The sequence below is a fragment of the Dyadobacter chenhuakuii genome, from assembly GCF_023821985.2.
GTDB lineage: Bacteria > Bacteroidota > Bacteroidia > Cytophagales > Spirosomataceae > Dyadobacter > Dyadobacter chenhuakuii.
Window position 1 is genome coordinate 1,889,796 of record NZ_CP098805.1, and the last position, 24,606, is coordinate 1,914,401.

Below are 24,606 nucleotides of genomic sequence, written 5' to 3' on the forward strand. Positions count from 1 at the left end.
TCTTATAAGCACATACCACAAGTAATGTTGCTGCTGATGGAGAATCCCGAGATGCGTTTGGAGGAATTGTTTAACCGATACTACAACGGGTTGGCAACAGCTTCGGAAAAAGAGGAATTAATGGCGTTTATACGTTTATCCAAAGACGATGCAGTTCTGGAAAAATTTCTTAAAAAAGGTTGGGAGGAACTGAACCCCAGCGATGGAATTCTTACCAATGAGACAAGCAACGCCATGCTGAGTTCCATCCTCGATGCAACGCCAAAAGATGAAATACAAACAAAGGTGATCCGCATAGGATGGCTTCGGTACGCCGCTGCCGCCGCTGTTTTTGTTTTGATTGGTCTGGGAGCCTGGTGGAAATTAGCTCCTGATCCGGCAACGAAAATCGCTCATACGGCTCAACCTAAGACCAGCGATGTCAAACCAGGCGGCGCCAAGGCCTTACTGACACTCTCGGACGGCTCAGCGATAGAACTAGCCAGCGCAAAAAGCGGCTTCCTGACACGACAGGGCGATGCGGAAGTGAGCAAATCACAGGAGGGAATATTGGTTTACAATGCAAAACCAGGGAATGCAACGGAGAAGGTCAGTATAAACACCCTTTCCACACCCAAGGGCGGACAGTACGAAGTGCTCCTGCCCGACGGAAGTAAGGTCTGGCTCAATGCCTCGTCATCCATTCGCTTCCCATCTACTTTTCCTTCCTCGGAACGAAAAGTGGAGATCACAGGCGAAGCTTATTTTGAGGTCGCCAAAGACAAGAGCCGCCCATTCCGTGTAAAATTCAATAAATCTGAGGTGCAGGTTTTGGGAACGAGTTTCAACATTATGGCTTATCCGGAAGAAGGGCCGTCCAAAACGACGCTGGTGGAAGGTTCGGTATTTATCAGGAATGTGAACCAAAATACAAAACTCAAACCCGGACAGCAGGCAGCGGTGCTTTCAACCGGAAAGATCAAGACCCGGTACATTGCACTCGATGAGGCGGTTGCCTGGAAAAATGGCATGTTTTATTTCAAAGATGCCAGTGTTGAAGAGGTCATGCGGCAGCTTTCTCGGTGGTATGACGTAGAGGTTTTGTATGCCGGAAAGATCCCGGTGCGCCAGTTTACCGGACGCGTTTCCCGCCATGTGAACTTGTCGGAAGTGTCGGGAATGCTTCGGTATGCAGGCGTGAACTGCCGCATCGAAGGTTCCAGGATGATCATTGATCCCTGACGCGTATATAGTTAAACGTTTTATACTTTATAAACCCAAACCTTTTTTCATCATGACACGCATTCCATATCATTCGCCGTGAGCGTGATGCCGTTTAAACAAAAAGGGAAAATGCGCTAACATTTTCCCCGGATGTTCAGGCGCACCACCGAGCTTCTCTTCAAAAGTCAATTTGCTATTCCTAAACTTTACAAATTTATGAAAATAAACTTGTTGTCCGTCCTATGCGGGTACGAGCAGGCGAGCCTTCCTGCAAAAATAGTAACCATTATGACTCGAATTTTCCTTTTGCTCATTGTCACCCTTACCCAGGTCACTGCGGACGGATACAGTCAGAAAATATCGTTTCATGCCCGAAACCTGCCTGTTGAAAATGTCTTAAAAACCATTGAAAAACAGAGCGGTTACCTGTTTTTGTACGACAAACTCGATTTGCCGGAATCACAGAAAGTATCACTCCGGGTAAAAAACGCAAGCATCGACCAGGCGCTTACGACCCTTTTCAGGGACCTGCCGCTGACTTACAAGATTTTCAACCAGAACATTGTCGTAAAAAGGGCGGTAAAAAACGCAGCCAGAGATAACATGCAGCCGCTGAAAATTCCGGCTATCAGGCAGGATATCAACCTTAATTTAAAAAGCATCGAACCTGTGCCCCAGCCCATCGACCGGCGGATCAGAGGAAGGATCACCGATGAAAACGGCAATGCGTTTCCGGGGGTAAGTGTTTTGGTTAAAAATTCACAAATGGGCACCACTTCGGACGGCAATGGTGAATATCAGCTCATTATCCCCGACGGGGCCACGCAAGCCGGTGACGTGACATTGATCGTCAGTTTTGTGGGTTACAAAAGTCAGGAGGTTATTGCGGGCAGCCGGACGGAGATTAATTTCGGCATGACGGTCGATACCAAATCGCTGAATGATGTGGTGGTGGTGGGTTATGGAACCCAAAACAAAAGCAGCATTACCGGTTCCGTGGCATCTGTTCCGATGAAGAGCATTGAAAATCAACCATTGACAAGTCTGGATCAAGCCATGGCCGGGCAGATTGCGGGCGTGAGCGTTTCTCAATCCAAGGGTGCGCCGGGCGGCGGCGTTTCGGTCCGAGTCCGCGGAACAGGTTCCATTGGCGCGGGCAACGAGCCCTTGTATGTGATCGACGGATTTCCGGTTTCAGGGGATTTCAACAGCAGCTTTAATCCCCTTTCGACGATAAATCCTAATGACATTGAGTCCATTGAAATACTGAAAGATGCCTCGGCAGCAGCCATTTACGGCTCGCGCGGAAGCAATGGTGTGGTGCTCGTCACAACCAAACACGGCAAGATGGGCAAGTCGACGATTCAGCTCGACACGTATTACGGCGTGCAGCAGGTTGCCAACAAAATCGATATGCTTAATGCCAGGGAATATGCCGAATTCAACACCGAGGCCAGGAACAATGCATGGGTGGACCGCGGCGGCAAAGCCACCGACCCCAACGATTTACGACCAGCCACACTCCAAATTCCGGAAATGTTCAAAAACCCGGAATCGCTCGGGAAAGGAACAGACTGGCAGGATGAAGTTTTCAGGACTGCACCCATCCAGAACCACCAACTCTCCGTATCCGCGGGAAGCGAAAAAACGCAGCTGTTTCTTTCCGGGGCATATTTCAAACAGGACGGTGTGGTCATGAACACCGGATTTGACCGATATTCCGCGCGCATTAACCTCGATCATTCGGTTTCAAAGGCCGTAAAAGTGGGTGTTAACATTGCCCCTTCATTTTCGTCCAACAAGTTACTACCCGTCGAAGACCAGGTTTTTACAAGCGGCATCCTGGCGTCAGCGCTTTCCATGCCGCCAACCGTCCCCGTTTACAACCCCGACGGCACCTTCACCACATTGTTGGGAACATCCCCCTACAACCTGGGCGTGATCGATAACCCGGTTGCGATTGCAAGTAAGATCAAAGATAAAAAGACCGTTTTCAGGACATTAGGAAACATTTATGCAGAAATCAACATTCTCGAAAACCTGAAATTCAGGACATCTTTCGGGATCGATTACTCCGACGCACGCCAGAACACCTTTTATCCCTCTGACCTTGGAAGCAATGGCGTTCCCGCACCGGTGCAAGCCAGAGCATCCGCCAGCAACGGCAGGGACATCAACTGGCTGAACGAAAACGTGCTGAGTTACAAAAAGACATTTAACGGCAAACACGAGCTGGATGTGCTCGCGGGGTTTACTTCCCAAAAAGCGAAATACGAGTATACATCGCTTGCTGCCACGAATTTCCCGACGGACCTGGTGCCGACATTGAATGCAGGACAGGTTACAAGCGGAGGAACAGGCATGTCGGAATGGTCGCTGCTCTCTTATCTGGGAAGGGTTAACTATACTTTTGCGAGCAAATATCTGCTGTCGGCCACCGTCCGTCGGGACGGGTCGTCGCGCTTCGGGTCTAAAAACAAATGGGGAACATTCCCTTCCGCTTCGTTGGGCTGGTATTTATCAGAAGAGCCTTTTTTGAGCAGTCAGCACGTTGTTACCGACCTGAAACTGCGGGCGAGTTACGGACTCGCCGGCAATAACACGATTGGAAATTACAGCCAGATAGGCCTTTTGTCCAACCGGCGATACAGCTTTGGCGCGGGGACCGGCAGCGTCGTGTACGGTCTTTACCCCTCTTCCATCACAAACGAGCAGCTTGGCTGGGAAGTCATGCATCAAATGGACATTGGAATCGATTTTGGTATACTTCGCAACCGGTTAATGTTCACGATTGATTACTACAATAAAAATACCACCGACCTGCTGCTGAATGTGCCCGTCCCCGCCTCTACGGGCTACGAAACGGCTCTGCAAAATATCGGCAAGCTCAATAACAAGGGCTGGGAATTCAGTGTGAGCACGAAAAACTTTGTGAAAGCATTTAAATGGTCGACCAATTTCAACATTTCGTTCAACCGGAACAAAGTCGTTGCGCTGGGGCCCGAGGGCAACCCGATCATTTCAAAAAGCCCTTCATTTAGTCCCAATACGCACATTACAAAGATCGGCCAGCCGATTGGCAGTTACTGGGGATATGAGGCGATTGGCGTTTACCAGTCCCAGGAAGAAGTGGATAACCTGCCGTCGGTAAAAGGCAGCTCTCGGCCGGGGGATTTGAAATATAAGGACGTGGACGGTGACGGCACCATTACACCCAACGACGTTACCATCATCGGAAACAACCATCCCGACTTCTTTTACGGCATTACCAACAATTTCAGCTTCGGAAGGCTAAACCTGAGCATTCTGGCAGACGGTGTACAGGGGCTTGAACTCTTGAACGGTTCGAGGAGAAACCTGGGGCTTGTGAATGGCAGTTACAGCCGCAGGGATGTGTTGGGCAGATGGCAATCTGCCGACAAACCCGGTGACGGACGCACGCCGCGCGCCAACACGGTGGCTACCGGCGGTAATGTGAGCTATGTATCAAGCCTGCTGGTGGAGGACGCCTCGTTTTTCAGGATACGGAACATTAATCTGCGTTATGCGCTGCCGGAAAAGATCGGGAAAGTGGCTTATGCACGTGCTGCGAGCATTAATCTGTCTGTTCAAAACGCATTTACATTTACCAGATATCTGGGTTACAACCCCGAACAAAGCCTGAACGGCAGCAGTTCGCTGACGCCCGGCGTGGATTTCAACGGCTATCCGCTCGCCCGGACATTCACACTTGGATTAAACCTGACCTTTTAATCACCAGCCCTTAAACTGACACGAACATGAAATTAAATGCATATATCCTTTGCGCGCTGAGCATGCTTGGCACCGGCTGTTCGGATTTCCTTGAACTCGCACCCAGGGATGCCACCAACGTGAGCAATTTTTACAGAAACGCGTCCGACATGCAGGCTGCCGTGAATGCGGCGTATGGGATGCTCTCTTCGGCGGGAGAATATGGCTATGCCTATTATAATGTTTCCGAAGTGAGGTCCGACAACACAATGAACTTCGAAGTGGGCGGCAACCTGCCCGACGCTGAGCTGGACCAGTTCAAAATGGCGTCCACGAATGAAATTATCCGGCTCATGTGGATCGACACTTATCGCGGGATCCTGGCTTGCAACACGGTTCTGGATCACATCAATGGTGCCACAATGGACAATGCGCTGCGCGAGCGCTTTATCGGGGAAGTGAAATTTTTGCGGGCTTTGAAATATTTCAACCTCGTGCGCACATTCGGGGACGTTCCGTTGGTTTTGTCCGAAACCAAGTCCGTTTCTGAGGGTTACAGTCAGTCGAGAGTAGCCAAGGCGGAGGTTTACAACCAGATTATCGCCGATCTGGCGGAAGCGGAACAAAAACTTCCCGTCGCTTACACCGGAGCTGACATTGGTAAAGCAACAAAAGGAGCTGCAAAAGCACTGTTAGGCAAAGTTTACCTGACCATGGGGGAATTTGCCAAAGCCAAAGACAAGCTGAAAGAAGTCATCGACCAAGGAAATTACAAGTTGCTGGACGACTACGCTGCACTCTGGCCCGTCGCCAACGCCAACCACCAGGAATCTATTTTTGAGGTTCAGTTTAAAAAAGGCGGAACGGGGACCGGAAGCAGTTTTTACAACAATTTTATGCCGCGTAACTCGGGAACGAATATCATCAAAGTCGGTTTTGCAGGAGGCAGAAACAACCCCACGGCCGATCTGGTGGCCGCGTATGAACCAGGAGATGCCCGAAAAGCCGCATCGCTGGCTACCGGCTATACCGACGCTGCGACCGGAAAGTTCGTAGCCGATCCCTACACATTGAAATACCAGGATACACCTTTTTCCGAAGGCGACGCCGATAATAACTGGACCGTGCTGCGCTATGCGGATGTGCTGCTCATGTACGCGGAGGCGATCAGCCAGGCAGGCAGCGGCCCTACTCCCGAAGCTTACGAAGCCATTAATGCAGTGAGGAAGCGGGCGAAGCTTGCGCCGCTGGCGGCAGGCTTGTCGAAAGCCGCGTTTGCGCTCGCCATTGAGCATGAGCGGCAGGTGGAGCTGGCTTTCGAAGGCCACCGCTGGTTCGACCTGGTGCGTACGGGCCGCGAGGTTGCGGTCATGAACCAGCATTTCAAAGCGCCCGTCGTGGCCGAATTCAATGCGGTCTTCCCCATTCCTCAGACGCAGATCGATGTGAACCCGCAGGGGATCAAGCAAAATCCTGGTTATACTTTCTAAAAAAGATCTGATATGTTTTTAAAAAATGCTTTCAAGTCGCTGGCCGTTTTCATTTTTTGTTTGTTCAAAATCGTTAGCGCTGCCATCGGGCAAACACCCCAGGATAACAAACCTGCGCCAGACGTTTTCATCCATACGGGTTTCGAAAACGCCTCGCCGCTCAATTGGGAAGCCGATTCCGCAGGCAGGATCATTATCAGTCTTGTTTATGACCATGAGCGGTTTTCACTCAACCGGGCCAACAACCACTGGCATTTCAAGGTGGAGGCCCCGGTTGGAAAAGAGGTGACTCTGATCCTGCAAAACTTTGACAACATCTGGAATAACATCCACGCCAGCCCTATATCCAAACAGTCGCCGGCCGTCATCTCCTTTGATGGTAAAACCTGGGAAAGCCGCCCTACTGAATACATCGAAGGAAACCGGATGCTGATCAGACTTAAAATGACCGCCCCTAGCGCCTACATTGCCAGCATTGAACCATACCGGATCAGCGACCTGGACAAACTCCTGGCCCGAATCAAAAACCACAAACTGGTAACGATCACGCCTATTGGCAAGACAGCCGAAGGCCGTTCGCTGGAAATCATTAAAATTGGCAACGAGAAGGCACCCAAAAGGATATTCCTCCGCGGCCGCGCGCATGCATTTGAAGCCGGTGGCAACTGGACACTGGAAGGCCTCATCGACCGATTGTTGAAAGATGATGCCGATATGAAGCTTTATCTCAAACGTTACTGTGTGTACATTTTGCCTATGACGAATAAGGATGGCGTTGCGCGCGGGAAAACGCGTTTCAATGCGAATGGTTACGACCTGAACAGAAAATGGGACAAGGCAGCCGATTCCCTGATTGCGCCGGAAAATTACTATCTGGAAAAATGGCTAACCAAAATGGGTGCCGCAGGCAAAAAACCAGACCTGGGCATTGACGTCCATAACGATGCGGGCGGGAACCTGCACATCAGCCGCCCCGACGGTGATATCACCGCCTACCGGGCCAATATGGCTAGACTGGACAGTCTGTTAAGAAAATACACCTGGTATACCGAAGGCTCCACCAAGCCGGGGTTTCGTAATCCGGGAACATTAGGCGAGGGTTTTATGGAAAGATTTGGTATTGAAGCACTCGTTTACGAGCTCAATTACGAATGGGTAGAAGGCCTCAAAAAGGCTCCGCTAGCCGCAGACTGGCTTTCCCTGGGAGGCAAATTGCCGGAAGTTTTTTACCATTATTTTGAGAAGTAACCGGATGAGAAAACCGATATATATGTTAGCCGCGCTTTCGGGCGTGGCTGCATTTGCAATGGCATCGTTTGGTTACAGGCCAAAACCGTTGCCGGACTTTAAGACAGAAAAATTAGAATTGGATTCAACCATTCTGGATGTAACGACGATTGCTGAAAACCTGAATGTGCCGTGGGAGATGATATGGGGACCGGACAACATGATCTGGTTTACCGACCACGACGGGAAGGTCAGCAAGCTCAATCCTAAAACCGGCCACGTCACGGAGCTTTTGCAGATCAAAGATTATTACAGAAAACGCCTTGGACTGATGAGCATGGTCCTGCATCCGGACTGGAAAACGCATCCGCAGGCTTTTATCAACTATACCCATATCCAGCCCGATTCTGTCATTGTATCAAAACTCGTCAGGTATACTTATAATGGTAAGGTGCTGATCGATCCGGTGTTACTGAAGCAAATTCCAGGCTACCTGGGCCATAATGGTTCCAGGCTTGTGATCTCAAAGGACAGGAAATTACTTTGGGCAACCGGTGATTTAAAACAAAAAGAAACGATTCGCGATCCGGCATTCGCCCATGGCAAAGTGCTCCGGCTCAATCTGGATGGCACAATTCCCAATGATAACCCACATCCCGGAAGTGCGTCCTGGGCCATGGGATTTCGCGTTCCGCAGGGATTGACGTTTACCAAAAACGGCAACCTTTTCATCGCCGAGCATGGCGACGCAACGGATGACGAGGTTAACCTGGTCGTAAAAAATGGCGATTATGGCTGGCCCTACATGGCCGGATTCAGTGATCTGCCGGAGGAAAAGGAACATGCAAAAACCCATAAAAGCACATTTCCAGTGAAAGCCTGGACGCCGACCATTGCGCCGGCCGGAATGGAATATTATAATGGTAACATTTCCGAATGGAGAAATGCATTGCTGCTCAGTACATTAAAGGACCAGAGTCTGCGCATCCTGAAACTGGATGCGGACCAGGAAGAAGTGGTTGCGGAAGACATTGCATTCAGCAAGCAATTCGGCAGGCTCCGCGATGTATGCGTTTCTCCTTCGGGCGACATTTACATCTCCACCAGCAACCGCGACTGGAACCCGCCAGCGAATTTCCCGCTCAAAACCGATGACCGGATCATTCGGATCAGCAAAAGCGGCGTTATTCCGAAAAGCAGGCGTACCGTAAAAACCAGGCAGGAAACAAAGCATTCAGGCGCTTCTGAATTGTATCAGAACTTTTGTCAGTCGTGCCATAAAACCGATGGCCGCGGGGTTGTGGGATCATTTCCTTCGCTTGTAACATCTGCCCGGCTATCCGGCGACAATGAAGCACTTATCGCGTTTTTACTCAAAGGTTCGCAATCAGCCTCCGGAGAAGCAATGCCGGCATTCGGATTCCTGAGCGACGACCAGCTGGCGACCTTGTTATCCTATGCCCGGTCAAATTTTTCAACCAACAAAAACACGGTTAAACCCGACGAAATCAGCCGCGTACGTGCAAATAAATAACATTCCGTCACGGCCGGCAAGCTGGTTTCTGTTCTGGCGATTTCAACAGCCTCTGATGCCGCACAATAAGGCACATGAATGTTAGTTGGTGTAGTCAGCGATTTGCCGAAGAGGTAAAGTAATAATAAAAGTCGTCCCTTCTCCTACCCTGGACTTGACTTTCATTGTTCCGTAATGGCTTGAAATAACCTGTTTGCACAAAGCAAGACCTACCCCCAGGCCCGGTGAATCCGTATTGAGCTTATTCAGCAAACGAAACACATAATCATTAAACTGACTGTCAAATCCAACTCCGTTGTCAGCAAATTCGATCTTGATATGGTCGGTGTATTTATATTTCGAGGAGTGGTTCCGGTAAATATTTTCTTCGGAAATGACTGCAGTAACTTCAATGCTCAATGTTCGGTCAGGAGCTTTGTTCTCGACGGCATTTTTCAGTAACTCATAAAAAACGCGTTTGATCTGCGTCTGCCTTCCATCAAATTCAGGCAGTTCCCCAATTTTAATGTTAAAATCAATAGCATCTTTTTCCCTCATCAACTGGTTGCGCGCCTCCGTGATGAGGTCTGCCGGATTGAGCAAAGTCATCGGATCGGAAGCGTTACTGACCTGCACGAAGTCCAGCATCGAGCCCATCATGGACCGCAGCCGTAGGATTGATTTCTTAATGACAGATAAATGTCGGGCGTCGTCGGTATTAGGGGCAATGTGCGCATTGCGCATGAAGGTGTCGAAAAAGAGGCTTATTTTACGCACGGGCTCCTGCATATCATGCATGAATATCTTCCCCATTTGCAAATACTCCTGACTGCGCTCGCTCAAAATCGAAATTTTCCTGTCAAGCGCAAACTGGTTCGATTCCAGCTCATCTTTGAGCCTGTTCAACATCGCATTTTCATCCAGTGCTTTCTGTTGCACCCGGTTGGTTTCAAGAAGCTGCTCTTCATACTTCCGCCGCTCCCATACGGGCACAAATACGCACACGTAACGAATCGGATCGCTTTCATTCTGTATTTTAGCATTGACCATCACCGGGATCGGGCTGCCAGTCATCGGTTTCAGCGTAAGAAATATTTCACTGACCGTGCCATTTAATTTAAGTAATGGAAAAAAATGGGTTTGGTGAAAGATCCGGCTTGATATGGTTAGGATTTTCTCAATGCTGTGCCCCAGAATCGCATCAGACTGGTAATTGAGCACTGAGCACAGCGTGCGGTTAGCAAATGTGATCATCCCGGCCCCATCGAAAACGACGCAGCCGCAGGGTAGGTCTTGTAAAATGTGCTCAGCCTCTCCCAACAGAAATAGTTTATAAATCCAGAAATTCCTCCATCAGCTTCACGGTCTCTTCCGGCGCGCTCAGGTGCGGGCAATGTCCTGTTGCCTGCATGAGCCGGTAAGCACTGTTACCCATTTGCGAGTGCACAAACTCTCCTACCCCCACAGGCGCAATAATATCTTCTGAACACTGCATAATCAGCGTCGGGTGTGTCACATTGGGCAAATCTCTTCTGTTGTCGGATAAGAAAGTGACTTGTGCAAATTGCTTTGCGATAACCGGGTCAGTCGAGCAGAAGCTTTCGGTTAGCTCGGCACCTAGTTCAGGACGGCCCTCGTTTTGCATGATGGCAGGCCCCAGGAAATTAGCCCAGCCAATGTAATTTTTTTCCATCGTTTCCAGAAGCTCCTCAATGTCTTGCTGCTGAAAACCACCGGCATATTCCTGATCGTCAATATACCGGGCGGATGGGCCGATCAAAATCAAACGGTCAAAATATTCAGGTTTTTTTATCGAGGCCAGCACCCCGATCATACTGCTCACCGAATGGCCAACAAAAATGCAGTCGATCAAACCAAGCTCCCGGCAAATATCGATGATATCCTGGGCATAGCCGTTCAGGTTACTATAACGTTCGTAGTTATACGCGGTCACATCCGAATTACCGCTTCCAACATAGTCAAACAGCACAATTTTGTAATCCCTTTCGAATGCGGGCCAGATGTAGCGCCACATGTTCTGCCCACATCCGAAGCCATGTGCAAACACCATCGCTTGGTTACCCTGGCCAAATATCCTGACGTTATTCCTCTTTCTTACATTCATTTTGAGCCTAAAACCCAAATATAGGCTTTAAGGCTCAAAATATTAGGTCTGCTTACCAAATTGCCGAAACAAGATGTAAAGCAGACCCAAGAAACAAATATCAGCGCAGAACTGTGACTTTCAGGAAAGTAGCAGGAATGGAAGTCTGGTTGCGGTCCGGGCTCTGGTTCTGGCTTTCGAACAAGCTTTCCAGCTCCTGCTGCAAATTTTCTTCCTGTCCGTTTTTTTCCGCAGCTTCGAAGGCGTTCATCGTCGGGCCGTAGTATTTTCTGAATGTTTCAAGAAAAACTGCTGGTGAATAAGGCGCTTGAAATGTAAATGTTTCCCTTTCAAATGAAATGTTCTCCGGCAATGCGCCTGCTGCGACGAAACGCTCCGTAACATTGCCTTCAACACCCCAGAGCATCGGGCTGACGAACCCCTCCGGCGGCGCCGGCGTGTAAGCGGAGCTCACTTTCAGGATCTGCGCAACCAGCGTCGGATCGCCGGGTATCCAGTTTCCCATGACTATTTTCCCGCCGGGACGCGTAACCCGGAACATTTCTCTTGCCACTTCAAATGGCTTGGGCGCAAACATCGCCCCGAAAACGCTTACCACCAGATCAAACGATTCATCCGCAATCTCGTTCAGATCAATGGCATCGCCTTCCCGAAACGTAATATTGGTCAGGCCCTCTGCCCTTGCCCGGGCATTGCCGGCTTCCACGAGGTTTCTCGCAATGTCCACGCCCTGAACATTGGCGCCTAACCGTGCTGCGGGTATGGCAGTAGTGCCGTCGCCACAGCCCAGATCCAGAACATCGGCGCCGGCCTTAATTCCCAACTTCGCTACCAGTGCCGAACCGCTTTCACGCATCGTTGCTGCCAGGCGGGTAAAATCCCCTTTTTCCCAAAGTGCTTTGTTTGCATTCATTTTCTTTTCGTTTTGGTTAATAGATACTTTTAATTTTCTCTGTCCCGATAAACGACTGTTGACCACCGGATCGGATGCCCGACTTAGTTATCGGCAACGCAGCGGAGGCCGTAAAATAAGAATGTCAATGATACGAACGCGATTCACTTGAATAAATGTAAAGACTTGATTATCATTATCATAACGTATCTCAATAAAAACCAAAACAGATCATGTTATGAAAACCAATTCCACCATTCGCAAGGCGATCTCTATGGGCACCATCTGCGTGTTCGGCTTGGTATTAGCCTGTACCGACCATGAATTACCGGAAATTCCGAACATGCCGGAATCAGAATGCATGCTCGCAACCAACATGACAGTGCCACGCGCCTACCCGTGCGAATTCAAGATTGAAAAACTTACATTTTATGCCAAAGACGGCGCTGTTCTCGGTGAGGTTACGCCTGCTGCGAGTGAAATCATTTTACCCCGGTCGGCTGCCAAGGAAGATTCCAATCCCTCGGCCGTGGCTGTGGATCAGATCGGTTCATTAAAATATGACGTGAAGGCCACCATCAGGCGGATTGCGACGCCATCATTTCCGGTTGTTGCCGGATATCAGCTGCGTTACACGCAGCATACTTCAGGCGTGCTGGCCCTGACCACGCCGGGCGAAAGTTATCAGATCGGTATGTCGGTCCCGCTTACAGTCCCGGTCGGCGGAACCATCGAACAGCCATTTGAGCTATCTTATCTTTACAGACTTAACAATTCCGGCTCCGGCATCAAACCTGTCACTTTCAGTGGGTTAACCGCATTCCTGATCTATAACGACGCTACAGCCGAAGAACTCGACGGACGTCCAAGCGCCATTGGCAATGTGGCAGAAGCATATGTGAAAATTGTCACGAAATCAGCTGAGTAAGCAATTTCAAATATGAATGACCCACATTATAAATTCTCAATAATTTCCCTGATCATTGGGCGCATTCGTGCTGTTTTACAGATCAGAAAAACCAGTGATTACTTGCCAGGAGCCATATGAAGTATACTCCGGCACCGGAAGCGCAGCATAAGTAAATTTTGAGCGGCCAGCTTCGTAAATATTTCCATTTCAGTCCAAGCTGAATGCAGGTGAACATCATGAAAAGAGCAAAACCATAATTTCCGATCGTCCACGCAGTGTGAAGGCCGTCCATCGGCAAAGCTTCTTTCATGTGTTCGAAAAGCTGAGAAAGTGAATACAAAGACAGCAATACTGAAAGTGCGGCAAGCCCTGGCATCAATCGAACAACCCATTGCCCTCTTCCCGCTTTCTTCAAGATCAAAACAATGGCATTCACCACACCAAAGCCGATGGCAGAAATCATTAGCACGGCGCTGACAATAAACAAGATAATGGGTATCCATGCCTGCCAGACGGAAATTTTCTCGAAATACATCGTGCCGTCCGAAATCGCGGGATTCCCGGCACCGTCGTTCAGAAAAACAATGTGGGGGTGGATTGCATTCATATGCTTATAAAACCTGCCTTCCCTATCCGTTGCCTGCCACCGCATTTGTCCACGGCCGATAATGCTTACGTCCAAAAATTGTCCCACCTGCCTGACGTGAATGGTGTTGGTCAGACGCTCAAAAAAACCACTATATAACTGGCTGGGATTAGCGTAACGATAATATCCTGCATGCCTATCAACGACCTTCTGATGCAATGGATAGACTTCCGCGGGCACTGGCTTGGGAGCATTGCCAAGCAAATATTGGCTGATCAGCCTATCTGCAAACCTGTAAAACTCCTCATTATGCGTGTTAAGCGCAAATGCGTAACCAACTCCCAGCTGGCGATTGTATAAAAATGCCGAGAGGAACCCGCCGATTGCGCCCCGGTGACCTCTGAATAATGTCCCGTCCAATTCGTGACTTTCATTGCCATACGCATATGTATTCCTGAGACCAGCCCTTGCAGACAGATAAGTATGGGGCGTTTCCGAATCTTCCAGAAACTCTCTGCTCAAAAACTTCCCATAAGGCTGCTCCCATCCATTCAAAAACATTTTCAAGCCGCGGGCTGCATCCGCAGCATTGATGTTCAGCGAACTGTAACCACTGCTGAAAGCAGGCTGATGCCGCACAAGAGAAAAACCACGACCGTCCCATATATATCCTCTGCTATATAACCCTGCGTCGTCATCTGTCAGATTCAGATTTGTGTGGGCCATCCCCAGTTTGGCAAAAACCTCTTCTTTTACATAGTCATTTGTGGTTTTGCCGGAAACGCGTTCGATCACATAATCAAGAACAGCATAATTGACGCCTGAATAAGCATGCCGCTCACCTGGTCTCCATTTGGAGGACATGTATTTTTCAAATACGGCCAGGGCTTCCAAACCGGTGTATTGCCTGGAAGAAAAATTGTATTCTTCAAAGGGCGATTTATCGCTGAAACCCGTGGAATGCTCTAATAATTTGTCGATTGTAACCGGACTGACTTCTTCCCACTTATTTTGAAAACGAATGTTCGGGGCAATGTCTTTGAGCCTGGAATCGAGCCGGAGCTTTCCTTGTTTTACCAGATTCAGGACAGCGGCGGCGACGAATAATTTGGTGATGGAAGAGCCGCGAAAAAGAACATTTTCGGTTACAGCCCGCTTCTTTTCGTAGTCCGCCATTCCGAGGCCGGCAGCTAACAGCACAGTATCGCGCTTGACGAGGGTCAGCATCATGCCTGCAACATGCTGCTTTTCCATCTCAGTATGGAGTATGTTTTTAAGCTCTTCAATGTTAGCAGGAGCAGCTGGTTGCTGTGCGCGGGCAGGGATCCAGGCAAGTGAAAGCGTGGCCAATAGCCAAATAGACGGCAGAAAAAAACGGGTCATTTTACATTGGGTTTTGTAGTGATCATTTCTGACCCAATGTTGGCGTTTTGTATTTATTCTGCGTTCGGATTTATCCAAAAGAACCTTTTTGGGCTCCTAATCGGCAAAAGCACGCTCGCAACTATGCCTGTGCCGATCTCTGGAATTCCGTCGGAGATAAGCCGGTCAGTTTTTTGAAGGAAGTATTAAACGAAGTTTTCGAATTGAAGCCAGCTTGAAAAGCAATGTCAAGCATCGTAAGCCGGGCGGCATTGTTCAGTAGCAAGGACTTCGCTTTTTCAACACGATACCGGTTCACAAACGAGAAGAAATTTTCACCATACTCATCATTGATCAGGAACGATAATTCGTGAATGGATATGCCCATTTTATGAGACAAAAGAGGCAGGCTCAGCTCATTGTTCAGATAGACCTTCTCTTCTTCCATCAAATTTTCAAGCTTCACTTTTAAATAATTTATCTGAGTATCGGAGAGACGTTTTTGCTTCTCTGCCTTATTATCGGGATCCTTATTCAGGATTATATCCAGTTCTTTCAGCGTTTGCTCAGGGTAAGCGTAAACTTCTTTTTGTTTTAATGAATAATAGGACAAAAAATAGACACTCAGAAAATAGAGTACGGAAGCATAGCTGGCCCCGCCCGAAGGATTGAAAAAGGCAAGATGAAGCCAGGTTATGACAATCACAATAACCACATAGAGCAGATTGGTGAGCCAGGACAGGTCGATAGACTCGGTGGAAGAAGCCAGCTGGCGGATGTTTTGTCTGTGCCTGTATAACTTTCGATAACTGAGTGTCCAGTATATAATGATCTGGATCGGGAAAGCAGCTGCAAAAAAAGTAAATATGATGCTTTCAAGCGTTTTATCCGCGATCTCCAGATTGTTGCCCGTAAGCATGCGCGGCAATTGGAAAAGGAATAAAACGAGAAAAAGTAAAAAGTGTGCAAATGTTCGCCAGGTAAATGTTTTCGTCGGGGCAGTAAAATAACGGACACTCAGGTATAGAGCCGGTGCTGCTACAAAGCGGCTTAACTCCAGGAAGCTTATCGTCAGCGGATATTGATTCTGCAATCCGAGATCATAAATAAAGATTTCCAGCAAGGACATGGCAAATGCCAGCATGAAAACGCCCAGCCAGCGGTTTGCATAAATGTTGTTATGTTTCGGATGGTTAGCGAGTAAAAAAGACAGCAAAAATGATCCCCCGGCAGACAGACCAATGATTAAGGTGTTATTCATTCGAGATTGAGTTGCTTCCGTTTATCCTGATACGCATGGCTGTTGTATTTTGAACGGTATTCGAGCGGAGAGATCCCGGTGATTTTCCTGAACACTTCCCGGAAGGCCTTCATGTCGGAATATCCGGTTTCATACATAACCTCCTTGATGTTTTTGGAATTGGTTTCAAAGGATTTTTTGGCTGCTTCCATTTTCACGCGCTGTGCATATTCGGTTGGCGTGTTACCGGTTGCCTTGATAAATCTCCGGTCAAAGTTTCTCCTTCCTACTGCGAATTTAGACGCCAGTTCGACGATGGATATCTTATTCTCGACATTTTCTTCGATATAAGCCTGCGCTTGCCTGATGACCTCGTCTTCATGTGATTTCTGTCCGGCAAAAATGATAAAAGGCGACTGCGTTTCCCGGTCTATATCGATCTGAAAAACCTTGGAGCAGAAAATGGCCGTTTGCCGGTCAAAATATTTTTCAACAAGGTAAATAATCAGATTCAGAAATGAATAGGCGCCCCCATTGGTGTAGATGCCGTTCTCATCCGTAATCAATTTGTCTTTCTGCACATCGATTTCCGGGAACATTGTCTTAAACCGATCCGCGAATGCCCAGTGCGTAGAACAGGTTTTTCCGTTGATCAGGCCCGAAGACGCCAACAAAAAGGCACCGGTGCAGATGCTCGCCACTTCTGCCCCGCCGCGATATTGGGCGCTGATCCATTCAATTAAGGGTTGGTTCTTTGCTATGGCCTGTTCATATTGGTGATTTAAGGAAGGTATGACAATCAGGTTCGTTTTTGAAACAGCAGAAATATGGACGTGAGGCTTTACCGAAAACAACCCTTCATGAAAGTCCACCTGCCCGGACAGCCCGGCCAGCTGAATATGGTATAATGTTTTTTTATATTTTTCTTCCCAATACGAATTCGCCCGCTTTAAAATCTTGTAAGCGCCCACAATGCTGCTGAGATTGTTCTCTCCGTCGGGAACAAGGATCGTGATATTTTTCATTTGTTTTTAACCGCAAGTTATAAACTGGCTTTGTCCAAATCAACCCGTTATAATGTCCATTTCACACGCCACAAATTTCCTGCTAAGCCTATACTTTTGGGAAAAACTTAGCAGATCAAACATTTTACTTCAAACCAAACACTTTCACTTATGGCAGATATCTTGCACAGGGTCGGGATCAGATCGCAGTCATTACAGGACATTTATGATGCATTGACAACAGAGGCTGGCCTGGCGGGCTGGTGGACCAGCAATACGCAGGGACAGGGCAACCAGGTGGGTAACATTATTGCATTCCGATTCGGAGCAGGAGGCTTTGATATGAAAGTGACGGCGCTGGAAGAGCCTGCGCATGTTTCATGGGAAGTCGTGGACGGCCCTGCCGAATGGGTAGGCACAAGCATCAGCTTCGACATAAGGCAAGAAAATGATTATGCTATCCTGCTTTTCAAACATGCCAACTGGCGTGAACCGGTTGAATTCATGCATCATTGCAGTACAAAATGGGCTGTTTTTCTGTTGAGTTTAAAATCCCTGATCGAAGAAGGTGAAGGCAAGCCGGATCCGAGGGACATCAAAATCGACAACTGGAATTAATATGGCCTCAATAAAATCATGGGCTTTGCCTTGTGCCGGGTAACCGACTGCAATGCAAAGCCCATGACAAATAATGGTTTCCTACACCAGCCCTTGCGCCAGCATAGCATCGGCTACACGCACAAAGCCGCCGATATTAGCGCCTTGCATATAGCTTATGCGCCCGTCGGGCTTGTGTCCGTATCGCAGGCAAGTTGAATGGATATTGAACATAATGTCCTGCAACTTTTTATCCACTTCCTCGCGCGACCACGACAAACGCAGCGAATTCTGGGACATTTCCAGGCCCGAAACGGCCACTCCACCCGCATTGGCCGCCTTACCGGGAGCGTACAGGATATCATTATCTTCGAATATAGAGATTGCTTCCGGCGTGCACGGCATATTTGCTCCTTCTGCTACGCACATACAGCCGTTTTTGATCAGCATGCGGGCGTCATCGCCATTCAATTCGTTTTGGGTCGCATTGGGTAATGCAATGTCACAGGGCACTTCCCAGGGTGTTTTGCCGGCAATGAATTCACACCCAAACCGGTCTGCATAAGCGCTGATCCTTCCGCGTGTTTCGTTTTTCAAATGCATGATATAGGCAAATTTCTCTGCATCAATCCCTTTTTCATCGTAAATGTATCCCGACGAGTCAGAAAGGGTTAAAACTTTGGCACCCAGCTCGATACACTTTTCCAATGTATACTGCGCCACATTACCCGAGCCCGAAATGACCACACGTTTGCCTTTAATGCTGTCGCGGTGCTGCTTTAGCATTTGTTCTACGAAATAAACGACACCATAACCGGTCGCCTCAGGGCGGATCAGGCTTCCGCCATAGCTGGCGCCTTTGCCCGTGAGGACACCTGTAAACTCATTTTTGAGCCGCTTATATTGGCCAAATAAAAAGCCGATTTCCCTGGCGCCTACACCTATATCCCCCGCCGGCACGTCGTTGTCCGAGCTGATGTGACGGAAAAGCTCCGTCATAAAGCTCTGGCAAAAGAACATAACTTCCCGGTCGGAACGGCCTTTCGGATCAAAGTCCGATCCGCCCTTGCCTCCGCCCATCGGAAGCTGCGTCAGGCTATTTTTAAATATTTGTTCAAAAGCAAGAAACTTTAATGTTCCCAGGTTGACAGAAGGATGAAAACGCAGACCGCCTTTGTAAGGCCCGATCGCACTGTTCATCTGAACCCGGTAACCCCGGTTGATCTCCACTTCGCCCTGATCATTCATCCATGGGACCCTAAAAATAATGACACGCTCCGGCTCTGCAATCCGTTCAAGAATTTTGGCTTTCTGATATTGTGGCTTGTCCTGAATAAAAGGGATAATATTTTCGGCAACCTCGTGGACGGCCTGATGGAATTCATTTTCGCCGGGATTCCGATCGATGATCCGGGTCATGAAGGATTGTACGGAAGTCAATGTTAAAGTGGTTAGTAAATGGAAATATGTCTTCTTCTTCGATGTATTCCAAGGCAATATAATGCAGGAATGATTTGAATTAAACACTTGCAACATTATTGCACAAACTTTTTGCAGGCTGCTGACTAGCAAGTCTACGATCAACGGATGAGCCAGGCCAACCGACAGCCGCACCATATTGCCTATTACGGCTTTTAACAAAACAAAATAATTTAACACTGTTCAATTTGGATGCATTTCTAAGCCATACTCATTAGTTTTACGGCTATGGCACAATTGATAAACATCCATTCGTTTAAGGAATTTTTCCGGTCGAGCTCAATCGGCGGTTTCATACTGATCATTTGCGTGATCATTTCACTGGTTATAGCCAACTCCGGCGCGGGACCGGGATTTGAAGCATTTCTGGCCAAGGGGATCGGAGCTGATCTGGGCGGCATTCACTTACGTTACCCTATTCTGCTATGGATCAATGACGGGTTAATGGCCATTTTCTTCCTGTTGGTAGGCCTGGAAATCAAGCGCGAGATGGTTGAAGGTGAACTTTCATCATTTAAAAAAGCCTCTCTTCCGATCCTCGCAGCCATGGGCGGCGTGTTGGCGCCCGCACTGATTTATTATGCATTCAATGCCGGCACGGAAACGGCTGGCGGCTGGGGCATACCCATGGCTACGGACATTGCCTTTGCTATTGCGATCATTTCCATGCTCGGAAAGCGTGCGCCATCGTCCCTCAAAGTCTTCCTCTCGGCGCTGGCCATTGTCGACGACCTGATGGCGATCCTGGTTATAGCCATTTTTTATTCTTCGGATATACATTACACTTACCTTTTATACGCATTCGGGATCTTCCTTTTCCTTTTGTTGCTAAATAAGTTGAAGGTAAAAAACCTCGCGGCATATCTGATCCCGGGGCTTTTTATCTGGTATTTTATTCACCACTCTGGCGTGCACGCCACTATTGCGGGTGTTTTGACCGCATTTGCAATTCCCACAACCCCGGACGCAACCGAGTCTCCGCTGGAAAAACTCGAACATTTTCTCGTCAACCCGGTCAACTTTGTGGTTATGCCCATTTTTGCCCTGGCCAATACCAATATTCAGTTTGAAGCGGGTATGCTGGAAGGATTGACCACCGTACTTGGCATCGGGATCATTGCCGGGCTTGTCATAGGAAAGCCCGTTGGGATTACCATTTTCTCCTGGATTGCAGTGAAGCTCGGGATTGCCAGAATGCCCAATAACGCTTCCTGGCTTCATATTATAGGCGTTGGGATGCTCGGTGGAATTGGCTTTACCATGTCCATTTTTATTGCGCTGCTTTCCTTTGCCGGCAAGGACCTGATCCTTTCAGAAGCCAAATTTTCCATTTTAACCGCCTCCATCATTTCCGGAATATTCGGTTACATCTGGCTGAGCAGACTTGACAAAAAAACTAAAAAAAACGGCTTATCGCCCGCTGAGGATCAATAGTCACCCGTTTGTTGGCACGCTATTAATGTGCATCCGCAAGCTAGATATCTGCTTTACGGACACACGAACAAGATTATGGGAGATAAAAAACTGTTTGTCATGATTGACGATGATACAGACGATCATGAAATATTCAGCATGGCGCTATCAGAGCTTGTCAAGCCATTGAAATGTCTTTTTTTCAAGGATTGCGAGTCGGCCGTCGCATATTTCAGCCAGCAGTCGGCATCTGCGCCCGGATATGTGTTTATTGACCTCAACCTGCCCAGGATACCTGGGGACGAATGTCTGGTGCATCTGCAAAAGTTGCAGGAATTCGACAGCCCCCGCATCATCATTTATTCCGGCCCTGTTCCGGAAGAGTGGCGAGAGCGTTTTAAGCAAATCGGTGTTGACCAGTTTATTGAGAAGACCGGTTCAATTTCGGAGCTGGTTGGTGAGCTGAAACAATTGACCGCGTTGGATTAAACACGGCCGGGCTGGTTTCAGTGCAGATAAGTCAATTTGAATGTAATTGTTGCCAATTAATGTAAATAACTGGCAATTTTGGCTGCAAATTCTACGTAACCTTCAAATGAAGTTGGTTTTACGAAAAAATCCCTGACGCCCGCCTGATGCGCCTGGTCAATCAGGGATTGGTTACCCGAGGTGGAGAACATGACGACTGGAATGGCAGCAAGTAATGGCTTGGACATGATCTTGCCGAGTGTTTCCAGTCCATCCATCCGCGGCATATTTACATCCAGCAAAATCAATGCAGGAAAATCAGGATTGCTTGTATCGATAATTTCAAAAAAATGCTGGCCGTCTATTGCTTCAATAATTGTAATGTCAGAACTTACTTGTGTGAAGGCTTCACAGACCAGATATCTGTCGTCGGGGTCATCGTCCACTAAGTAAACCCTTTTGGACTTTTCCATCAGCAGTTTTAAAGTATAGTAATTCGCTGCAAATATACGATTAGTTTTGCTCTCCGGCATACTGACTGATCAGGTCACGTGATTGCGCTGGACAACAACATCGAACCGAAATAAATAACGATCATTATGCGGCAAGTGGTTTTCAAATTTGTGACAAGCCTGGCTTTGCTGTTCTCGGCTGCGTCCTGTTCATCAGACGAGTCGAAACTTACCGGCATCTGGCATACTGAACTGGAAGCCATACCCCAACTCAAAAGCGCATTTGATTTGGAATTGAATCACGATTTTTTCGGGGATAAATGGAGCGGGCGGTTTGAAATTGCCGAGACTATGACCGAAGGAAACTTATCCAGTGTAAAAGTTGATGGCTCCAAGATAACCCTTGATCTTGGCCAGGGCGCCATGTTCAAAGGCAATCTTGCAACTAATAAGCAGGAAATCACGGGTGTACTCAATGTGCCCGGCATCGAGAAGCAGACATTGCGTTTTACCAAAATAGAAAAATGGTCATCGCAGCGGCCCGCAAGGAGCGACAGGGATAATCAACCTGTAAAAACCTGGGCATATCAGTCCCCTCCTGAAATTCATGACGGATGGAAAGTGGGCACGATCAACGCAGCATCCGGGGCTTCAAAGCCTTTGAGGGATCTTTTTGAAAATATCCTGAAAGGTCATTTTAATGGCCTCGATGCAATCCTGGTTGCCCGGAATGGCAAAATGCTATTGGAGGAATACTTCTATATTGGCGATCGGGAAAGGATTCACAGTATACAGTCGTGCACGAAAAGTGTGACCTCCCTTTTAATTGGTATTGCGCACGACGATGGCCTTATCAAGAATCTCGATGCGCCTGTAAACACCTTTTTTCCGGCTTACGGGGATTCCACAAAACGAAAAATGCCTCCATTTACACTGCGCAATGCATTAACCATGTCAGCAGCATTGGATTGGCGTGAGGATATTCCATATTCAGATCCGCGCAACGATGCAGTTCTGATGAACCAGAGTAAAGATATGTTTCAGTATGTTTTATCTAAAAACCCTGACCCGAAGGTTCGACCCGGCGAAGTATTTGAATACAACAGCGGACTCTCTATTTTGCTGGGAGGTGTTATTGCCAATACAACCGGAAAACCAGCCGATCAATACGCTACGCAAACACTCTTCAAAGATCTGGGAATAAACAAATTCACCTGGACCGCTATGAACGGGCAGATCCATACAGGCGGCGGACTGTTTATGAAGCCGCGGGATATATTGAAGTTGGGCCAGCTGGTGCTAGACGAGGGAAAATGGAATGACAAACAGATTGTTTCAGCATCCTGGATCAAAGAATCCACGGCATTTAATTTACCCGTAAATAAGGCAAACAAGGAGTGGGGATATGGATATCAATGGTGGCGTGGCGTGCTTCGGGCTGATAACAAGGTATTTAAAACAATATATGCAGCAGGATATGGAGGCCAGGTGTTGTGTATCATTCCGGATCTGGACCTGGTGATTTTGACCTTACACCACAATGCAACCGAAGGAAACGGCAGACGGAGTATTTTATGGAAGGAAATGGAAACCAACATCCTCCCTGCATTCAAATGATTGTCGTTAAGTCCAACCAACACCCGCAAGTAACAAAAGCAGTCCTATAATCAAGTCGCTTTAAACAAGACCTGCCCGTCCTTTTGCACATACCAGGCCGTTACGGGATTGAAATGGTAACCCATGTTGCCGCCTCTTGCTGCTAATAATTGTTTTAGAAAGGGCTGGACGTAGCCCGTTTCGTCTACGGCGCGGCTCATGATCTCGGTGGGTCTGCCGTCCCATTGCCAGAGATGCCTGAATGCCGTTATAGCTTTGTCGAGAACGGGTTCCTGTAATGCAGCCGTTTTCCAGCTTTTTCCTGCATCCGTACTTACTTCCACCCGCACGATTTTGCCGCGACCGCTCCAGGCAATGCCGCGTATTTCGATCCAGCCTGCCTCTACTTTTGCCGGATAGCTCGGGTAAGTGATCACAGACCGGGCATCCATGGTGAAGCTGAATTGCCTTATTTTTCCGCCGCCAACCGTTTCTGTGTATTTGGAAGTTTCTTCACGGGTCATAAATGGCGCGTCCGAAAGCTCTATGCGGCGCAGCCACTTAACGCTTGCATTCCCTTCCCATCCCGGAAGGAAAAGCCTTGCCGGATAACCTTGCTCGGGCCGCACAGCCTCGCCGTTCTGCGCATATGCAATGATGGCGTCATCGAATCCTTTCCTGACGGGAACGCTGCGTGTCATCACTGCGGCATCGCCTCCTTCGGCCAGAAACCAGCTTGCTTTAGGGTTCACACCTACTTCCCGAAACAAGGTCGAGAGCTTCACGCCCGTCCATTCGCTCTGGCTTACCAGCCCGCAAATCTCCTGCGGCCTGAGCTTGCCGTCATTACTGCCGCGATAATTGCCCGAACATTCCAGGAAGGCAGTCCGCGACACGGACGGGAAACGTTTGAGATCAGCCAGGGTGAAAACCATTGGCTTATCGACCATGCCGTGAATGACGAGTTCGTATTTGGACGGATCAATGGCAGGAACGCCGCCGTGATGCCGTTCATAATGCAGGTCAGACGGTGTTATAGTGCCGTATAAATCTTGTAAAGGTGTGCGCGAAGAAGTGTCCGATGGCGTCTTGACCGGCTTTTCAAATGCCGACCTCGTCCCTAATGTTCCGGGAGGCACACCGGGGACTTTGGCAGGGTCGTCGGTAATGCTTTCGGCTTGGGTAAGCGCTGCCTGAAACGCCTTCCCCTGTGCAGTTTGCACCAGCACAACAGTGGCCGCAGCCGCCCCGGCAAGGAGATTTCTGCGGCTGATCTTGATTCCTGCGGAACCGTTCTTATCGTCTCTTTTATCCATT

The 24,606-nt window shown here is 48.5% G+C and carries 19 protein-coding genes; 10 read left to right on the top strand and 9 right to left on the bottom strand.

The window, feature by feature from the left end; genetic code table 11:
- Window positions 1-36 precede the first annotated feature (36 nt).
- The 5 genes from NFI80_RS07870 to NFI80_RS07890 all read left to right on the top strand — a co-directional run bounded on the left by NFI80_RS07870 (window position 37) and on the right by NFI80_RS07890 (window position 9,186).
- Window positions 37-1,221: a FecR family protein gene (locus NFI80_RS07870; protein ID WP_235163543.1), complete on the top strand. Its 1,185-nt coding sequence runs from the start codon at window positions 37-39 to the stop codon at window positions 1,219-1,221.
- A 198-nt stretch (window positions 1,222-1,419) separates the two neighbouring features.
- Complete coding sequence (locus NFI80_RS07875) at window positions 1,420-4,956, top strand: TonB-dependent receptor (protein ID WP_235163542.1); 3,537 nt, start codon at window positions 1,420-1,422, stop codon at window positions 4,954-4,956.
- Between the two features lie 26 nt (window positions 4,957-4,982).
- A complete protein-coding gene (locus NFI80_RS07880; RefSeq protein WP_235163541.1) occupies window positions 4,983-6,425 on the top strand; it encodes a RagB/SusD family nutrient uptake outer membrane protein in 1,443 nt (480 codons plus the stop codon).
- A 12-nt stretch (window positions 6,426-6,437) separates the two neighbouring features.
- A complete protein-coding gene (locus NFI80_RS07885; protein ID WP_235163540.1) occupies window positions 6,438-7,673 on the top strand; it encodes a M14-type cytosolic carboxypeptidase in 1,236 nt (411 codons plus the stop codon).
- 22 nt (window positions 7,674-7,695) lie between these two features.
- Window positions 7,696-9,186 carry a PQQ-dependent sugar dehydrogenase gene (locus NFI80_RS07890; RefSeq protein ID WP_235163539.1) on the top strand — a complete coding sequence of 497 codons (1,491 nt, stop codon included), beginning with the start codon at window positions 7,696-7,698 and terminating at the stop codon, window positions 9,184-9,186.
- A gap of 81 nt (window positions 9,187-9,267) precedes the next feature.
- Here NFI80_RS07890 and NFI80_RS07895 read toward each other — a convergent pair whose 3' ends face one another.
- The 3 genes from NFI80_RS07895 to NFI80_RS07905 all read right to left on the bottom strand — a co-directional run bounded on the left by NFI80_RS07895 (window position 9,268) and on the right by NFI80_RS07905 (window position 12,203).
- Window positions 9,268-10,485, bottom strand: a complete 1,218-nt coding sequence (locus tag NFI80_RS07895) for a PAS domain-containing sensor histidine kinase (protein WP_235163538.1) — start codon at window positions 10,483-10,485, stop codon at window positions 9,268-9,270.
- A gap of 10 nt (window positions 10,486-10,495) precedes the next feature.
- Complete coding sequence (locus NFI80_RS07900) at window positions 10,496-11,290, bottom strand: alpha/beta fold hydrolase (RefSeq protein ID WP_235163537.1); 795 nt, start codon at window positions 11,288-11,290, stop codon at window positions 10,496-10,498.
- Between the two features lie 100 nt (window positions 11,291-11,390).
- Entirely contained in the window at window positions 11,391-12,203 is an 813-nt protein-coding gene (locus tag NFI80_RS07905) for a class I SAM-dependent methyltransferase (RefSeq protein ID WP_235163536.1), read from the bottom strand.
- A gap of 217 nt (window positions 12,204-12,420) precedes the next feature.
- Between NFI80_RS07905 and NFI80_RS07910 the strand changes: the two genes are divergently transcribed.
- Window positions 12,421-13,110 carry a hypothetical protein gene (locus NFI80_RS07910; protein ID WP_235163535.1) on the top strand — a complete coding sequence of 230 codons (690 nt, stop codon included), beginning with the start codon at window positions 12,421-12,423 and terminating at the stop codon, window positions 13,108-13,110.
- A gap of 82 nt (window positions 13,111-13,192) precedes the next feature.
- Here NFI80_RS07910 and NFI80_RS07915 read toward each other — a convergent pair whose 3' ends face one another.
- The 3 genes from NFI80_RS07915 to NFI80_RS07925 form a co-directional block, all read right to left on the bottom strand.
- Window positions 13,193-15,061 (bottom strand): serine hydrolase domain-containing protein, encoded by a 1,869-nt coding sequence (locus tag NFI80_RS07915; RefSeq protein WP_235163534.1) that lies wholly within the window; start codon window positions 15,059-15,061, stop codon window positions 13,193-13,195.
- Window positions 15,062-15,182: 121 nt separating this feature from the next.
- Window positions 15,183-16,301: an AraC family transcriptional regulator gene (locus tag NFI80_RS07920; protein ID WP_235163533.1), complete on the bottom strand. Its 1,119-nt coding sequence runs from the start codon at window positions 16,299-16,301 to the stop codon at window positions 15,183-15,185.
- Window positions 16,298-17,305, bottom strand: a complete 1,008-nt coding sequence (locus NFI80_RS07925) for a GlxA family transcriptional regulator (RefSeq protein WP_235163532.1) — start codon at window positions 17,303-17,305, stop codon at window positions 16,298-16,300. The genes NFI80_RS07920 and NFI80_RS07925 overlap by 4 nt, the downstream gene beginning before the upstream one ends.
- 150 nt (window positions 17,306-17,455) lie before the next feature.
- Here NFI80_RS07925 and NFI80_RS07930 point away from each other — a divergent pair, with 150 nt between their 5' ends.
- Window positions 17,456-17,902: an SRPBCC family protein gene (locus NFI80_RS07930; protein WP_235163531.1), complete on the top strand. Its 447-nt coding sequence runs from the start codon at window positions 17,456-17,458 to the stop codon at window positions 17,900-17,902.
- Window positions 17,903-17,983: 81 nt separating this feature from the next.
- Here NFI80_RS07930 and gdhA read toward each other — a convergent pair whose 3' ends face one another.
- Complete coding sequence (gene gdhA, locus NFI80_RS07935) at window positions 17,984-19,321, bottom strand: NADP-specific glutamate dehydrogenase (protein WP_256565288.1); 1,338 nt, start codon at window positions 19,319-19,321, stop codon at window positions 17,984-17,986.
- Window positions 19,322-19,588: 267 nt separating this feature from the next.
- Between gdhA and nhaA the strand changes: the two genes are divergently transcribed.
- Window positions 19,589-20,794 carry a Na+/H+ antiporter NhaA gene (gene nhaA / locus NFI80_RS07940; protein ID WP_235163530.1) on the top strand — a complete coding sequence of 402 codons (1,206 nt, stop codon included), beginning with the start codon at window positions 19,589-19,591 and terminating at the stop codon, window positions 20,792-20,794.
- 75 nt (window positions 20,795-20,869) lie between these two features.
- Complete coding sequence (locus NFI80_RS07945) at window positions 20,870-21,262, top strand: response regulator (protein ID WP_235163529.1); 393 nt, start codon at window positions 20,870-20,872, stop codon at window positions 21,260-21,262.
- 56 nt (window positions 21,263-21,318) lie between these two features.
- Here the strand turns inward: NFI80_RS07945 and NFI80_RS07950 are convergent, their stop codons facing one another.
- The gene (locus NFI80_RS07950; RefSeq protein ID WP_235158990.1) at window positions 21,319-21,714 is read right to left on the bottom strand and encodes a response regulator; all 396 of its coding nucleotides are present in this window, start codon (window positions 21,712-21,714) and stop codon (window positions 21,319-21,321) included.
- Window positions 21,715-21,840: 126 nt separating this feature from the next.
- Between NFI80_RS07950 and NFI80_RS07955 the strand changes: the two genes are divergently transcribed.
- Window positions 21,841-23,310, top strand: a complete 1,470-nt coding sequence (locus tag NFI80_RS07955; protein WP_235163528.1) for a serine hydrolase domain-containing protein — start codon at window positions 21,841-21,843, stop codon at window positions 23,308-23,310.
- Window positions 23,311-23,360: 50 nt separating this feature from the next.
- On the opposite strand, the gene soxC is transcribed toward NFI80_RS07955, so the two are convergent.
- Window positions 23,361-24,605: a sulfite dehydrogenase gene (soxC, locus tag NFI80_RS07960; protein WP_235163527.1), complete on the bottom strand. Its 1,245-nt coding sequence runs from the start codon at window positions 24,603-24,605 to the stop codon at window positions 23,361-23,363.
- Window position 24,606 lies beyond the last annotated feature (1 nt).

Excerpts from the sequence above, each read along its gene's own strand:
- NFI80_RS07870 (WP_235163543.1), top strand. The coding sequence starts at position 37 with ATGGAGAATCCCGAGATGCGTTTGGAGGAATTGTTTAACCGATACTAC.
- NFI80_RS07875 (WP_235163542.1), top strand. The coding sequence starts at position 1,420 with ATGAAAATAAACTTGTTGTCCGTCCTATGCGGGTACGAGCAGGCGAGC.
- NFI80_RS07880 (WP_235163541.1), top strand. The coding sequence starts at position 4,983 with ATGAAATTAAATGCATATATCCTTTGCGCGCTGAGCATGCTTGGCACC.
- NFI80_RS07885 (WP_235163540.1), top strand. The coding sequence starts at position 6,438 with ATGTTTTTAAAAAATGCTTTCAAGTCGCTGGCCGTTTTCATTTTTTGT.
- NFI80_RS07890 (WP_235163539.1), top strand. The coding sequence starts at position 7,696 with ATGTTAGCCGCGCTTTCGGGCGTGGCTGCATTTGCAATGGCATCGTTT.
- NFI80_RS07900 (WP_235163537.1), bottom strand. The coding sequence starts at position 11,290 with ATGAATGTAAGAAAGAGGAATAACGTCAGGATATTTGGCCAGGGTAAC.
- NFI80_RS07905 (WP_235163536.1), bottom strand. The coding sequence starts at position 12,203 with ATGAATGCAAACAAAGCACTTTGGGAAAAAGGGGATTTTACCCGCCTG.
- NFI80_RS07910 (WP_235163535.1), top strand. The coding sequence starts at position 12,421 with ATGAAAACCAATTCCACCATTCGCAAGGCGATCTCTATGGGCACCATC.
- NFI80_RS07915 (WP_235163534.1), bottom strand. The coding sequence starts at position 15,061 with ATGACCCGTTTTTTTCTGCCGTCTATTTGGCTATTGGCCACGCTTTCA.
- NFI80_RS07920 (WP_235163533.1), bottom strand. The coding sequence starts at position 16,301 with ATGAATAACACCTTAATCATTGGTCTGTCTGCCGGGGGATCATTTTTG.
- NFI80_RS07925 (WP_235163532.1), bottom strand. The coding sequence starts at position 17,305 with ATGAAAAATATCACGATCCTTGTTCCCGACGGAGAGAACAATCTCAGC.
- NFI80_RS07930 (WP_235163531.1), top strand. The coding sequence starts at position 17,456 with ATGGCAGATATCTTGCACAGGGTCGGGATCAGATCGCAGTCATTACAG.
- nhaA (WP_235163530.1), top strand. The coding sequence starts at position 19,589 with ATGGCACAATTGATAAACATCCATTCGTTTAAGGAATTTTTCCGGTCG.
- NFI80_RS07945 (WP_235163529.1), top strand. The coding sequence starts at position 20,870 with ATGGGAGATAAAAAACTGTTTGTCATGATTGACGATGATACAGACGAT.
- NFI80_RS07950 (WP_235158990.1), bottom strand. The coding sequence starts at position 21,714 with ATGGAAAAGTCCAAAAGGGTTTACTTAGTGGACGATGACCCCGACGAC.
- NFI80_RS07955 (WP_235163528.1), top strand. The coding sequence starts at position 21,841 with ATGCGGCAAGTGGTTTTCAAATTTGTGACAAGCCTGGCTTTGCTGTTC.
- soxC (WP_235163527.1), bottom strand. The coding sequence starts at position 24,605 with ATGGATAAAAGAGACGATAAGAACGGTTCCGCAGGAATCAAGATCAGC.